This is a genomic window from Sabulicella glaciei (assembly GCF_026183895.1).
In the GTDB taxonomy this organism is placed as follows: domain Bacteria; phylum Pseudomonadota; class Alphaproteobacteria; order Acetobacterales; family Acetobacteraceae; genus Roseococcus; species Roseococcus glaciei.
In genome coordinates, this window is sequence record NZ_JAPFQI010000001.1 from 902829 (window position 1) to 916699 (window position 13871).

At 71.2% G+C, this 13871-nt stretch carries 13 protein-coding genes; 7 read left to right on the forward strand and 6 right to left on the reverse strand.

From position 1 onward, the window contains the following. Nucleotides 1–17: 17 nt before the first annotated feature. The 3 genes from OF850_RS04180 to OF850_RS04190 all read right to left on the reverse strand — a co-directional run bounded on the left by OF850_RS04180 (nucleotide 18) and on the right by OF850_RS04190 (nucleotide 3506). A complete protein-coding gene (locus OF850_RS04180; protein WP_301588554.1) occupies nucleotides 18–983 on the reverse strand; it encodes a Bug family tripartite tricarboxylate transporter substrate binding protein in 966 nt (321 codons plus the stop codon). 82 nt (nucleotides 984–1065) lie between these two features. After that, nucleotides 1066–2355 carry an adenylosuccinate synthase gene (locus OF850_RS04185; RefSeq protein ID WP_301588555.1) on the reverse strand — a complete coding sequence of 430 codons (1290 nt, stop codon included), beginning with the start codon at nucleotides 2353–2355 and terminating at the stop codon, nucleotides 1066–1068. Beyond that, nucleotides 2355–3506: an ATP phosphoribosyltransferase regulatory subunit gene (locus OF850_RS04190; protein ID WP_301588556.1), complete on the reverse strand. Its 1152-nt coding sequence runs from the start codon at nucleotides 3504–3506 to the stop codon at nucleotides 2355–2357. The genes OF850_RS04185 and OF850_RS04190 overlap by 1 nt, the downstream gene beginning before the upstream one ends. A 77-nt stretch (nucleotides 3507–3583) precedes the next feature. Between OF850_RS04190 and OF850_RS04195 the strand changes: the two genes are divergently transcribed. Beyond that, entirely contained in the window at nucleotides 3584–4120 is a 537-nt protein-coding gene (locus tag OF850_RS04195) for a hypothetical protein (protein ID WP_301588558.1), read from the forward strand. Between the two features lie 70 nt (nucleotides 4121–4190). Then, a complete protein-coding gene (locus OF850_RS04200) occupies nucleotides 4191–4361 on the forward strand; it encodes a metallothionein (protein WP_301588559.1) in 171 nt (56 codons plus the stop codon). 4 nt (nucleotides 4362–4365) lie between these two features. On the opposite strand, the gene OF850_RS04205 is transcribed toward OF850_RS04200, so the two are convergent. Then, complete coding sequence (locus OF850_RS04205; protein ID WP_301588560.1) at nucleotides 4366–5490, reverse strand: phosphoserine transaminase; 1125 nt, start codon at nucleotides 5488–5490, stop codon at nucleotides 4366–4368. A 60-nt stretch (nucleotides 5491–5550) separates the two neighbouring features. Here OF850_RS04205 and OF850_RS04210 point away from each other — a divergent pair, with 60 nt between their 5' ends. Then, nucleotides 5551–6582, forward strand: a complete 1032-nt coding sequence (locus OF850_RS04210; protein ID WP_301588562.1) for an adenosine deaminase family protein — start codon at nucleotides 5551–5553, stop codon at nucleotides 6580–6582. After that, entirely contained in the window at nucleotides 6579–7544 is a 966-nt protein-coding gene (locus OF850_RS04215) for a Bug family tripartite tricarboxylate transporter substrate binding protein (protein ID WP_301588563.1), read from the forward strand. The genes OF850_RS04210 and OF850_RS04215 overlap by 4 nt, the downstream gene beginning before the upstream one ends. 6 nt (nucleotides 7545–7550) lie before the next feature. On the opposite strand, the gene thiD is transcribed toward OF850_RS04215, so the two are convergent. Together thiD and glmM are read right to left on the reverse strand one after the other, a co-directional pair. Continuing rightward, entirely contained in the window at nucleotides 7551–8342 is a 792-nt protein-coding gene (thiD, locus tag OF850_RS04220; RefSeq protein WP_301588564.1) for a bifunctional hydroxymethylpyrimidine kinase/phosphomethylpyrimidine kinase, read from the reverse strand. Further along, nucleotides 8339–9706 carry a phosphoglucosamine mutase gene (gene glmM, locus OF850_RS04225; RefSeq protein ID WP_301588566.1) on the reverse strand — a complete coding sequence of 456 codons (1368 nt, stop codon included), beginning with the start codon at nucleotides 9704–9706 and terminating at the stop codon, nucleotides 8339–8341. The genes thiD and glmM overlap by 4 nt, the downstream gene beginning before the upstream one ends. A gap of 90 nt (nucleotides 9707–9796) precedes the next feature. On the opposite strand from glmM, the gene OF850_RS04230 reads away from it, so the two are divergent. From OF850_RS04230 to OF850_RS04240, 3 genes are read left to right on the forward strand one after another with little or no spacing between them, the layout of a single operon-like run. Then, nucleotides 9797–10858, forward strand: a complete 1062-nt coding sequence (locus OF850_RS04230; protein ID WP_301588568.1) for an NAD(P)H-dependent flavin oxidoreductase — start codon at nucleotides 9797–9799, stop codon at nucleotides 10856–10858. Nucleotides 10859–10907: 49 nt separating this feature from the next. Beyond that, nucleotides 10908–12191 carry an NCS2 family permease gene (locus tag OF850_RS04235; RefSeq protein ID WP_302474067.1) on the forward strand — a complete coding sequence of 428 codons (1284 nt, stop codon included), beginning with the start codon at nucleotides 10908–10910 and terminating at the stop codon, nucleotides 12189–12191. A gap of 1 nt (nucleotide 12192) precedes the next feature. Continuing rightward, a complete protein-coding gene (locus OF850_RS04240; RefSeq protein WP_301588570.1) occupies nucleotides 12193–13782 on the forward strand; it encodes an MFS transporter in 1590 nt (529 codons plus the stop codon). The last annotated feature ends 89 nt before the right edge of the window (nucleotides 13783–13871 follow it).

The window sequence follows — 13871 nt, forward strand, 5'->3', positions numbered from 1 at the left end:
GGTCCCCGCCGCGCCGCTCAGCTATCGGCGCGGATGTTGTTGTCGGTGATCACCCGGCCCCATTTGGTGATCTCGCTCTGGATGAAGCGGGCGCATTCCTCGGGGCCGGCGGCGGTGATGTCGCAACCCTGCTCCTCGATGCGGTTCTTCACGTCAGGCTCGTTCAGGACGCGGTGAAGCGCCTCGTGCATCCTGCGCACGAGCGGTTCCGGCGTACCGGCGCGGCCCAGCATCGCCCACCAGGTCGGCGCCTCGAAGTCGCCGAAGCCCTGCTGCTGGAAGGATCGGGTGTTGGGCACGTGACGCGTCTCGCCGCGCGTGGTGACGCCGAGCGGGCGCAGCACGCCGGAGCGGATGTGCTGCGACACGATCACGACATTGGTCATGAACAGCGGCACGTGGCCCGCCACCGCGTCCTGCACGGCCGGGCCGCCGCCGCGATACGGCACATGGACGATCTTGAAGTCGCCCTGCTGCTGCAGCAGCGTCGTCGAGACATGGGCGAGGCCGCCGACCCCCGAGGTCGCGTAGTTCAGCGTGTCGGGCGCGCGCTTCGCGGCGTCCACCACTTCCTGGAAGTTTCGGTAGGGCGTGGACTGATGCGCGACCATCACCAGCGGGCCGGTGGCGACGAGGGTCGTCGGCACGAAAGCCTCCATGGTGCGGAAGGGCAGCCGCATCACGGTCTCGTTGGTGGCCTGGGTGTCGTAGACCAGCATCCAGGTAGAGCCGTCATTCGGGGCACGCGACGCCTCGATCGCCCCGGTCGCGCCGCTGGCGCCGCCACGGTTGTCGATCACGATCGGCCGGCCCAGCACCTCGGCAAGGCGCGCCTGGAATAGCCGCGCGACCGTGTCAGTCGAGCCGCCCGGCGGCCATGGAACGATCAGCCGGAGCGGCCGGTCGGGGAAGTTCTGCGCCCGCGGCACGGAGGGGGCGAGGAGCCCCGACCCGGCGAGCGCCATGAGATGGCGCCGATTCATTCCGTTCCTCCCTGAGAAAGTCTTTCGTGCCGACGATTGCGCAAGTTTCAACTTTCTTGCAACCCGACGGTCGGGCCGTGCCTCACCCCGCGAAGGGGTCGCGCAGCGCGATGGTGTCGTCACGGTCGGGGCTGGTGCTCAGCATCATCACCGGCGCCTCCACCAGTTCCTCGATGCGACGGATGTACTTCACCGCTTGCGCGGGAAGCTCGGCATAGGAGCGGGCACCCATGGTGGAGCCCGTCCATCCCTCAATGGTTTCGAAGACCGGCTCCGCCGCGGCCTGGGCACGCATAGCGGGCGGCAGGCGGAGCATCTCCTCGTCACCGACGCGGTAGCCCACGCAGATCTTCAGTTCCGGCAGCCCGTCCAGCACGTCCAGCTTGGTGAGGACGAGGCCCTGCACCCCGCCGAGCTTCACCGCCTGCCGCACCATGGCAGCGTCGAACCATCCGCAGCGCCGCGGGCGTCCCGTCACGGTGCCGAATTCGCGCCCGCGCTCGCCCAGGCGGCGGCCGATCTCGTCATGGAGCTCGCTCGGGAAGGGGCCGGAGCCGACGCGCGTCGTGTAGGCCTTGGCGATGCCGAGCACGAGGCCGATCGCGTCCGGCCCGATTCCTGCCCCGGCGGCGGCGTTGCCGGCGACGGTGTTGGAGGAGGTCACGTAGGGATAGGTGCCGTGGTCCACGTCCAGCATCACGGCCTGTGCGCCCTCGAACAGGATGCGCCGCCCGTCGCGCCGCGCCTCGTCCAACCGCTCCCACACCGGCTCGCTGTAGGGGAGAAGCTCGGGCGCCAGCGCCAGCAGCTTGTTCAGCAGGTCGCGCTTGCTGAACTCCTGCGCGCCCAGGCCGCGCAGCAGCGAGTTGTGGTGCAGCAGCAACTCGTCGAGCTTTGCGGAAAGCGTCTCCGGCTCCGCGAGGTCGCAGAGGCGGATGGCGCGGCGGCCCACCTTGTCCTCATAGGCCGGGCCGATGCCGCGCCCGGTGGTGCCGATCTTGTCCTCACCGCGCGCCGCCTCGCGCGCTCGGTCCAGCGCCGGGTGCAGCGGCAGGATGAGCGGCACGTTGTCGGCGACGCGGAGGTTGTGCGGCCCCACGTCGAGCCCCTGCCCGCGCACCTTGGCGATCTCGCCGAGCAGCGCATCCGGGTCGAGCACGACGCCATTGCCGATGATGCCTAGTTTGCCGCGCACCACTCCGGACGGCAGCAGGGAAAGCTTGTAGGTCTGGTCACCCACCACAAGCGTGTGCCCGGCATTGTGGCCGCCCTGGAAGCGCACGACGATGTCGGCCCGGCTCGCCAGCCAGTCCACTACCTTGCCCTTGCCTTCGTCGCCCCACTGGGCGCCGATCACCGCGACATTGGCCATCACACGGTCTCCGTGGTCTTGAGGGGGATGGCGGCCTCGCCATCCCATTCGTGGGTGCAGCGCAAGGCGGCCGCTGTGTCGGTCGCGGAGAGCGCCGCAACGGTGGCGAAGCCCGCCTCGCGGAGGCGCTCGCCCGCCTCGGCGGGGGTGCCCATGGGCAGGAAGCAGCGTCGGCGGCGCGCGCCGTCCGGTGCGGCGCGCAGCACCGCATCCGCATAAAGTGTCATGCCCGTCGCCGGTTCGTCATGCGCGGCGAGATAACGCCCGCCGCGTGCCAGCTCCCCGGTCATTCCTGGGCCGAACAGGGTGAAGGCGACCCCGACATGGTACTGGAAGCCCCGGAACTCCACCGGATCAAGGGTGATGCGCAGCCCCGGGGCGCGCGCGGCGATGGCGCGCACGACAGAAAGCGCGTTCTCGGCGATGGGGCGGGCGGATTCCGGAAGGCGGGCCGGATCCAGCGCCGCCACCGCCTCCCGCGCCGGCCCAGCGGCGGCAAGGAACTCCGGCAGCAACGCGGCAATCGGGCCGCGTCCCTCGACCATCGCGGCCACGTCGGCGGCGTCCTTGCGGTCCAGCGCGCGGGCGAGGCGCCCGGCCAGGGGCTCGATGATGCCGGCCGCCTCGATCAGGGCCTGGGCCATGCGGGGCAGGCCCACATCCAGCGAGATCCCCTGGATGCCAAGGCGCGACACCGCCTCCACCGCCACCAGGGCGACTTCGGCGTCGGCCTCCGGCGCGGCGCCGCCGATCATTTCGATCCCCGCTTGGCGCAGCTGGCGCGCGGGGGCCAACTCGGAGCCGCGCACGCGCAGCACCTGCCCGGCGTAGCACAGGCGCAGCGGCCGCCCCTGCCCTGCCAAGCGCGTGGCCGCGAGGCGGGCGACCTGCGGGGTCATGTCGGCCCGCAACCCCATCATGCGCTGGCTCACCGGGTCCATGAGGCGAAAGGTCTGCTCGGCCACGGCGGCGCCCGAGCCCGCGAGCAGCCCCTCCTCGAATTCCAGCAAGGGCGGGGTGACGCGCTCGTAGCCGTGGCGGGCAAAGCTCTCCATCAGCGCCTCGACCAGCACGGCTTCACGCTCCGCCTCTGGGGGCAGCAGGTCCATGAGTCCCGCGGGCAACAGGGCGGGGTTGGGGGCTTCGCTCATCACGGGCCGCTGTGTGGCAGGGCCGGGCGGGTGCGACAAGACAGGCGCCCGGCGCGTTCCTCGTGCAGGATGCGCCGATGAAGACCCGATTCCTCCCCTTCCTCCTCCTCGCTGCCTGCGCCCAGGACCCGGTGACGGACTACCTCGGCGGCTTCGGCGACCCGCTCCGGGGCGCTGCGCTCTACGCGCCGCGCAACCTCGGCGACACCTCCGTCTATGCCGGCGATCCGGCCGGCGCGGCGATGGCCGCGGCGCAGATGGAGTTCCTGGCGCGGTCCTTCACCACCGATCCGGTGCGCGGCCCGTCCATGAGCCCGACCCTCCAGCCCCTGCTCGAAGCAGGGCGCGACGAGATGCGCGGCTATCTCGGCATCGCCCGGGGCGCACCCGGCGAAGCCACCGAGCGCCGGCTGCGCGGCGCCTCGGAGGCGTTGCGGGCGGGGGACGAGGCGGCGGCCCGCGCGGCGCTCTCCGAGCCCGGCATCTTCACGGCCGGGGCGGCGGGAACGCTGGCGCGCCTCGCGGCGATGCCGGCCCTGCCCCGGGTTCGCGAGGCGGCCGGTGCCGTGAACGCGGAGCTCGCGCGCCTCGACCGGCCCAGCCGCTTCCGCTGAGTGCCGGTTTCGCTTGCCGGCGCGCCGCGCCCCGGCGCAGCATCCTGCGCGACGGCAAGAGGAGCCTGCCATGGAAGCGACGGTCGAGATGGTGAAATGCGCGTGCAGCGACTGCGTCTGCGTGGTCGGCACCGTCAAGGCGATCGAGCGCGACGGGCGGCTTTATTGCTCCGACGCCTGCGCCGATCACCACCCGGAGGGCGCGGGATGCCACCACGCTGGCTGCGAATGCCACGGCTGAGGGGCTAGGACCCGGTCGCGACACGCCAGGCTTCGTCCAGCCAGGGCAGCAGGGCGCGCACATTCGGCGTCTCGACGGTGGCGCCGCACCAGATGCGGAGCCCAGGCGCGGCGTCGCGGTAGGAGGCTGCGTCGAAGGCCACGCCCTGCTCCTCGAGCCATGCGGCCATGCGCCTGGCCGTCGTTGCCTGCCGGGCTTCGTCCAGGTCGCGGAAGCGCAGGCAGACTGAGGTGCAGGACCGCGTCTCAGGCCGCTCGGCGAGGAACCGGGCCCAGGGGCTCCGCGCCTCCCACTCCGCCACGGCGGCGAGGTTGGCCTCGCTGCGGGCGATCAGGCCGCGCAGACCGCCGACCGACTCCGCCCAGCGCAGCCCGTCCAGCGCGTCCTCGACGCAGAGCATGGAAGGGGTGTTGATCGTGTCGCCCTTCCACACGCCATCATTCAGCCGGAAAATCTTGGGCATGGGCCAGGAGGGCTTCTGCGCCGCCAGGCGCGCCTGGGCTCGTGGCGACAGCGCCAGCATCCCGTGCGCCGCCTCGCCGCCCAGCACCTTCTGCCAGGACCATGTCACGACATCGAGCTTGCGCCAGGGCAGCGCCATGGCGAAGGCGGCGCTGGTGGCATCGCAGATGGTCAGGCCTTCGCGATCATCGCGTATCCATTCGCCATCGGGTAGGCGCACGCCGCTGGTGGTCCCGTTCCAGACAAAGATGCAGTCGCGCGCCGGATCCGCACGCGACAGATCGGGCAGCTGTCCATAGGGCGCCTCGATGATACGGAGGTCCGGGAGGCGCAGCTCGCGCTGGGCATCGCGCGCCCATTCGGCGGAGAAGCTTTCCCAGGACAGCACGTCCACGCCACGCGGGCCGAGCAGGTTCCACATCGCCATCTCGACCGCCCCGGTGTCGGAGGCGGGGACGATGCCCAGCACCCAGCCCGTCGGCATCTCCAGGATTTGCCGGGACCGCTCGATCACCTCCCGCAGCCTTTCGCGCGAGGGCGGCGCGCGGTGCGAGCGTCCGGTCAGCGCGCCCTCCAGCGCGGCCAGGGACCAGCCGGGCCGCTTGGCGCAGGGGCCGGAGGAAAAGCAGGGATTGGCGGGCTTCTGCATGGGGGAGGGTCGTGCCATGCAAGCGCTGCCCTGCCAACCGCCCCTTCCCCGGAAGCCTGCCCCGTCGCAGCATGGCGCATGGACGCGCTGGACCGCTTCTGCCATGCCCTGCCCAAGGTGGAGCTGCACGTCCACCTGCTGGGCGCCGTGCTCCGCCCCACCTTCGCGGAGTTTGCCGCGCGAGCCGGGATGGGCGAGGCGGAGACGGAATCGCTCTACGCCCGCGACGCCAGGCCGAAGGGCGTGCTGCACATCCTCCGCGCGCTGGAGCAGCGTCTGCTGCGCCGCCCGGCCGACCTGCACCGCATCACCTATGAGCACCTGGCCGAGGCGGCGTCGCACAATGTCCGCCACTCGGAGATCTTCTGGAACCCGACCGGCACCGCGCATCTCTTCTCCTATCGCGAGGGAGCGGAGGCGATCCTGGCCGGCTTCGCCGACGCGGCGGTGGAGTTCGGTGTCTCGGCGCTGCTGATCCCCGCCATCGACCGCGAGGACACGCCCGAGCGGGCAGTGGAGATGGTGGAGTGGATGATCGCGCACCGGCGCGACGCCATCATCGGCCTCGGCATCGATTACCGTGAGCCGGATGGGCCGCCGGAGCGGTTCTGGAAGGCCTTCCGGATGGCCAAGCAGGCCGGCTTCCGCATCACCGCCCATGCCGGCGAGTTCGGCTGCCACCCGCGCAACGTCGAGACCGCGGTCGATCTGTGTGGCGCAGAGCGGCTGGACCATGGCTACACCGTGCTGGAGGATCCGGCCCTGACGCGGCGCTTCGCCGAGGCGGGGATAGTGTTCACGGTCGTCCCAACCAATTCCTTCTACCTGCGTACCCTCGCCCCGGAGCGTTGGGCGCGCGACCACCCCATCCCGCGCATGCCGGGGGCCGGGCTGCTGATCCACCCCAATACGGACGATCCGCCCCTGCACCGCGTCACCCCGACGCGATGCTGGCGCATGATGGCGGAGGATTTTGGCTTCGGGCGCGAGGCGCTGCGCGGATTCACGCTGAACGGCATCGCCGGGTCCTTTTTGCCCGACGCGGCGAAGCGTCACCTGTTCACAGCCTACGCCGAAGAATTCGACGCGCTGGAGTTCCCCGCCGCATGATCCCCCGCCGCAGCTTGGCCCTCCTCCCTCTCACCGCCTCCGCCGTGGCCCAGACCGCTTTCCCGAGCCGTCCGCTGACGCTGATCGTGCCCTTCGCCGCGGGTGGCAACGTGGACACGGTGGCGCGCATCGCAGCCGCCATGCTGGCGCGGAACCTCGGCCAGTCCGTGGTGGTGGAGAACGCCCCGGGCGCCGGCGGCACCATCGGCACGGAGCGCGCGGCACGCGCCGCGCCGGACGGGCACACGCTGCTGCTGGGCGTCGAAAGCCCGCTCGCCATCGCACCCAGCGTGATGCCCGCCGCCGTTCGCTACAACCCGGAGGCGGATTTCACGCCGCTTGCCATGCTCGCCTCCCTGCCGCTGGTGCTGATGGCTCGGCCCGACCTGCCGGCACGCGATCTGGCGGGACTCATCGACCTGGCGAAGCGGACGGCGGATCCGCTGACCTACGGCACCTCCGGCATCGGCACCTCGCTCCATCTTTGGGCGGAGACGCTGGCGCAGCGGGCAGAGCTGAAGCTTGAGCACGTCCCCTACCGCATCGCCGCGCAGATCGCGCAGGACGTGCTGGCGGGACGGCTGGACCTCGCCGTGCTGACGGTAACGAGCGCGGCGCCGCTGGTGCGGGATGGAAGGGCGCGCGGCCTCGCCGTCTCCTCCGCGCGCGAGCACTCCTCGCTGCCTGGCGTGCCGCCTGCCTCGAACCACCCTGCCTTCGTGGGGACCGGGATGCTGGCGTGGCAGGGCGTGCTGGCTCCTGCCCGCACGCCGCCTGGAATCGCCGACCGTTTGATGACGGCGCTGGACGCGCTGCACGCCGACCCGGAATTCCCCCGGCAGCTCGAACTCGTGGGCATGACGCCCTGGCGCCTGACGCCGGAGGAGTTTGCCCGTCTGGTCGCGGAGGATTCCGCCCGCTACGCCGCCGTGGCTCGCGCTGCGAAGATCCGGATCGAATAGCCGCGCCTACGTCACCCGCACCGCGTGGTTGAGTGGTCCGTGGCCCGCCCCGTAGCCCGGCGCCGCCTCGATCGCCGCACGCACGTAGCGTCGCCCGCGCGCCACTGCCTCGACCAAGTCCAGCCCTTGCGCCAGCCCAGCGGCGATGGCGCTTGCCAGCGTGCAGCCCGTGCCATGGGTGTGGCGCGTGTCGATCCGCGCATCCTCGAAGCGCGTCACGCCCTCCGGCGTGGCGAGAATGTCCACGAGGCGGTCGCCTTCCATGTGGCCGCCCTTCAGCAGCACGGCCGGAACGCCCAGGGTCAGCATGGCCTCCGCCGTCTCGCGCATCCCTTTCTCGTCGCGGATCTCGCGGCCGGACAACACCTCCGCCTCCGGGATGTTGGGCGTGATGAGCGTCGCGAGGGGAAGCAGGCGGCGCTTCAGCGTTTCCACCGCCTCGGCCGCGAGAAGGCGATGCCCGCCCTTCGCCACCATCACCGGATCGGCCACCAGCGGCACACCGGGGGCGCGGGCGGCCACCTCGTCGCACACCGCCTCGATGGTCGGGCTGTCGTGCAGCATGCCGGTCTTCACCGCATCCGCGCCGAGATCGTCCAGCACCGACGCGATCTGCGCGCGGATGAAGCCCGGTTCGATCCCCAGAACGCCCTGCACGCCGAGCGTGTTCTGCGCCGTGAGCGCGGTGATGGCCGTCATCGCGAAGCCGTCCAGCGCGGTGATGGCCTTGATGTCGGCCTGGATGCCCGCACCGCCACCGGAATCGCTGCCGGCGCAGATCAGCACCCGTCCCTTCACGCAGCGATGCCCCGGCGGATGGCGCCGGCGAGGCGATCCGTCACCTCGTTCACCATCGACTCCTCCTCCGCCTCCGCCATGACGCGGATCACGGGCTCGGTCCCGCTGGCGCGGATGAGCACGCGGCCCCGCGCGCCGAGCTTCTCCTCCTCGGCCTTGATGGCCTCGCGCACCTCCTCGCGGTCGAGCGGAGAGATGCCGGTGTGTCGGATGTTGACGAGCTTCTGCGGCAGCGGCGCGAAGCGGCGGCACACCTCGCTGGCCGGGCGCTTCTGGTCCACCAGCACGGCCAGCACCTGCAGCGCGGCCACCAGCCCGTCTCCGGTCGTGCCGAAATCGCTCATGATCATGTGGCCCGACTGCTCGCCGCCCAGGTTGCAACCCAGTTCGCGCATCCTTTCGCCGACATAGCGGTCGCCCACGGCGGTGCGGTGCAGGGTGAGGCCCTGGCCGCGCAGGAAGCGCTCCAGGCCCATGTTGCTCATCACCGTCGCCACGACGCATTGCGAGCGCAGGCGTCCGTCGCGCTTCCAGCTTTCCGCGATGAGGGCGAGGATCTGGTCGCCGTCGATCAGCGTCCCTTCCTCATCCACGAGCACCACGCGGTCGGCATCGCCATCCAGCGCGATGCCGAGATCGGCGCGGCGCTCGCGCACCAGTTCGGCCAGGGCGGCCGGGGCGGTGGAACCGACATTGCGGTTGATGTTGAAGCCGTCCGGCGCGACGCCTACGCTCACCACCTCGGCGCCTAGTTCCCACAGCACGGTCGGGGCGACCTTGTAGGCGGCGCCATGGGCGCAATCCACGACGACGCGCAGCCCTTCCAGCGTCAGGCCACGCGGAAAGGATTGCTTCGCCGCCTCGATGTAGCGGCCCGGCGCGTCCTCGAGCCGCGAGGCACGGCCGAGGCGCGACGGGGCGACGAGGCTGCGCGCCAGATCGCCCGCCATGAGCGCCTCGATGGCGGCTTCCTGGTCGTCCGACAGCTTGAGCCCGTCAGGGCCGAACAGCTTGATGCCGTTATCCTCGTATGGATTGTGCGAGGCGGAGATCATGACACCGAGATCGGCCCGCAGGGAGCGGGTCAGCAGCGCGATGGCCGGGGTCGGCAGGGGGCCGACGATCACCACGTCCATCCCGGCGGAAACGAAGCCCGCCGTCAGCGCCGGTTCCAGCATGTAGCCCGACAGGCGGGTGTCCTTGCCGATCACGACGCGGTGCCGGTGGGTTCCGCGGTTGAAGAAATGTCCCGCCGCCTGGCCCAGCCGCAACGCGGTCCCTGGGTCCATCGGCGCCCGGTTCGCGGTGCCGCGGATCCCATCCGTGCCGAAGAGGCGCCGTGCGGCTCCCTTTTCGCTGCTCATTCGATCATCCTGGCGCTGAAGGCGTTTCATGGCGTTGCTAATTTACTGGCGCGGTGGACACAACCGCCGCGTGCGTTCAGGCTGTCAGCCATGCCCACGCCGCGCCGCCGCGCCGAAACCTTCTGCACCCGCTTCGGCCTCCGACTTCCCATTCTCCAAGCCCCCATGGCGAGCGCCTCTCCGCCAGCGCTTGCCGCCGCCGTTTCCAACGCTGGCGGAATGGGAGGGTTGGGGGCGCTGATGTCCGATCCGGCCGGAATCGCCGCCTGGGCCGCGGAGTTCCGGGGACGGTCCAATGGCTCCTTCCAGGTCAATCTCTGGATTCCCGACCCTGCCCCACCTCGCGACGCCGCGCGGGAGGATGGCGCGCGCCGCACCATTGCCGCGCTCGGCCCACCACCGCCCGAGGTGGGCGACGGTCCCTGGACCCAGGATTTCGCGGCGCAGTGCGAGGCGCTGCTGGCGGTCCGCCCGCCCGTCGTGTCCAGCATCATGGGCGTTTTCGAGTCCTCCTTCGTCCAGGAAATGAAGGCACGCGGCATTCTTTGGATCTGCAATGCCACAACGCTGGAGGAGGCACGTGCGGCCGAGGCGGCTGGTGCCGACGCCGTCGTGGCGCAAGGCGCCGAGGCCGGCGGTCATCGAGGGGCCTTCGACCCGGAGCGGGCTGAGACGCAGAATATTGGCCTCTTCGCCCTCATCCCCCGCTTCGCCGACGCGCTTTCCGTCCCGGTCATCGCGGCGGGCGGGGTAATGGACGGACGCGGCGTCGCGGCGGCGCTGCTTCTCGGCGCCAGCGCCGTGCAGATGGGCACGGCCTTCCTCCGTTGCCCGGAGGCTGGCATCGCCATCGGCTATGCGCGCGCCCTGGCGGAAGCGGGGCCGGAGGACACCGTTCTAACGCGCGCGTTTTCAGGGCGGCTTGCGCGCTCGGTGGCCAATGCCGCGACGCGCGCCTTCGAAGGGGCGGAGCCCGCCCCCTACCCTATCCAGCGCCATCTTTCCGGACCCATGCGGGCCGAGGCAGGAAAGACCGACGACCCTTCGCGGATGCAGCTCTGGGCGGGCCAGGGCGTGGCGCTCTCCCGGGCCGAGCCGGCGGCCGACCTCGCCCGGCGGGTCTGGGCCGAGGCGGAGGCCATGCTTCCCTGAATCCGGACCCCACCCCTAGGCTGCGCCGCGGCGACGGACAGGGGCTGTGATGGACCGTTTCTTCGGGCTGACCGAGAACAACACCAGCCTGCGGCAGGAGACCCTGGCAGGCGCCACGACCTTCCTGACCATGGCCTACATCCTGATCGTGAACCCGGGCATCCTCGCCGCGGCGGGCATCGACCAGGGCGCGGCCTTTGTCGCGACCTGCCTGGCGGCGGCCATCGGCTCGGCGCTCATGGGCCTGCTCGCCAACTATCCGATCGCCATGGCGCCGGGCATGGGGATCAACGCCTATTTCGCCTTTGGCGTGGTCGGCGCCCTGGGCATCCCGTGGCAGGTCGCCCTGGGGACGGTGTTCGTCTCGGGCATCCTGTTCTTCCTCATCTCGATTCTGCGCGTGCGCGAATGGCTGATCGGGGGCATCCCGCTCGGCCTCAAGCTCGGCATTGCAGCGGGGATCGGCGCCTTTCTCGGACTGATCGGCCTGCAGAACCTCGGGCTGGTGGTGGACCACCCCGTGACGCTCGTGGCGCTGGGGCGCCTCACGACGCCGGTGCTGCTCGGCTCGGCGGGGCTTCTGCTCATCGCGGCGCTTTCGGCGCGGCGAGTGCCGGGTGCCATCCTCCTCGGCATCCTGTTCACGGCGCTGGCCGGGCTGCCCTTCGGCCTCACCGATTTCAAGGGCGTCGCCGCCGTGCCCCCTTCCCTGGCACCCACCTTCCTCCAGCTCGACATCGCGGGCGCGTTTCAGGTCGGCCTGCTGGGGGTGGTCTTCACCTTCTTCCTCGTGGACCTGCTGGACAATGCCGGCACGCTGATCGCCACCACCCATCGCGCCGGGCTGATGCGGCCGGACGGGTCCATCCCCAATCTCGGCCGGGCGCTGGTCGCGGACTCCGGCGGGGTGATGGTCGGCGCGGCGCTCGGCACCTCGCCTACCGTCAGCTACATCGAGAGCGCCTCGGGCATCCAGCAGGGCGGCCGGACGGGGCTCACCGCCATCGTGGTCGGGGGGTTCTTCCTGCTCGCGCTCTTCTTCGCGCCGCTTGCCGCCTCCATCCCGCCCTTCGCCACGGCCCCGGCCCTGATCTTCGTGGCGGCGCTGATGGCGCAGGCGCTGCGCTCCGTGAACTGGGAGGATGAAACCGAGTACCTGCCCGCGGTGCTCACCACGCTGACCATGCCCTTCACCTTCAGCATCTCTGCCGGCATCGGCATCGGCTTCATCGCCTATGCCGCCCTCAAGCTTCTCGTCGGCCGCGCAGGAGAGGTGCACGGCGCGGTCTGGGTGCTGGCCGCGCTCTGCGTGGTCAAGTTCGCCATCGGCTGACATGCGAGCACCCGCCGCCCTCGCGCCGCTGCGGCACCCGGTTTTCCGGGCGCTGTGGCTCGCCAACCTCGCCAGCAACACGGGGCTGTTCATTCAGAACACGGCGGCGGGCTGGCTCATGACCTCGCTCGACGGACGCCCCATCATGGTGAGCCTCGTCCAGGCCTCCTCCATGCTGCCGGTCTTTCTGCTGGCGCTGCCGGCGGGCGCCCTGGCCGACATCATGGACCGGCGGCACTTCCTGATCGCCGCCCAACTCTGGATGACGGCCGTCTCCTTCCTGCTCTGCCTGCTGACCTTCGGGGATGCGCTCAGCCCCTGGGGCCTGATCGCCCTCACCTTCGCGCTGGGCGCCGGGCTGGCCATGAGCTTCCCGGCCTGGGCTGCCACGACGCCCGAGATCGTCCCGCGGGAGGATCTGGTGGGCGCCATCGCGCTGAACGGCATCGGCTTCAACCTCACCCGCGCCGTCGGCCCGGCCATGGGGGGGATGGTGATCGCCTGGGCCGGGGTGGGTGCCGCCTTCCTGCTCAACGCGCTCTGCATCCTCGTGCTGGTCGCGGTGCTGCTGGGCTGGCGGCGCGAGTCCGCCCGATCCCGCCTCCCGCGCGAGCGGATGATGCCGGCCATGCGCGCCGGCACCCGATACGTGCTTGCCACTCCAGCGATGCATGCGGCGATCATCCGCGCCGTGACCTTCTTCCTGTTCTCCTCCGCCGTGTGGGGCCTGCTGCCCCTGGTGGTGCGGGAGGAGCTGGGGCTGGGACCCGAGGCCTTCGGCATCCTGCTGGGTTGCATGGGGGCCGGGGCGGTCTGCGCCGGGCTGTTTCTGCCGCGCGCCCGCGCCCTGACCGACCGGGGTGGCCTGGTCATGTTCTCCTCGCTGCTCGGCGCCGGCGCCATGGCGCTGCTCGGCCTCGTGCCGCACTGGTCGGCCGCCGCCCTGGCGATGGTGGTCTATGGCGTGGCCTGGATCGCCGCAGCTTCCACCCTCCAGGCAGCAGCGCAGATGGCGGCGCCGGCCTGGGTGCGGGCACGCGCCATCGGCATCTACCAGATGAGCTTCTTCGGCGCCCTCGCGCTCGGTTCCGCGCTGTCGGGGGTCCTGGCCGGGCGGGTGGGGGTTCCGCTCGCCATGACCGTGTTTGCCGGATGCGCTGCGCTGGGGGCCGTGCTGGTGCGGCGCTGGCCACTGGACCCGCCGACCTTCGCCCCCGTGCCCGAAGCCGCCCTGGCCCGCCCGGAACCTCCGGCGCCGGAATTGCGCGGTCTGCTGCATGGCGGTGAGCGGCGGCTGATGGAGGTGGTGCGCTACCGCATCCCGCCCGGGCGACGTTCAGCCTTCCTGGCCGCGATGGAGCAGGTGCGCCTCGTCCGGCTGCGCGGCGGCGCGGCCAGCTGGCGCCTCTATGAGGACGTGGCCCATCCTGAGCGGTGGGTGGAACTCTGGACCATCGAGAGCTGGGCCGAGCACCTCCGCGAGGCCTCGCGCCTCACGGAGGAGGATCGCGCCGTCCTCGCCCGTGCCACGCTGCTGCATGAGGGCGACGGCCCACCGGAGGCGGCGCGCTACGTCAACGTGCGCTCCTGACCGCGCGTCCGAACGCTCCGTAGGGATCCGGAACGGCACCATTTGCCATTGCCTTCACCCCCTCCGGACCCTATTTTCCCGTCAGGGGA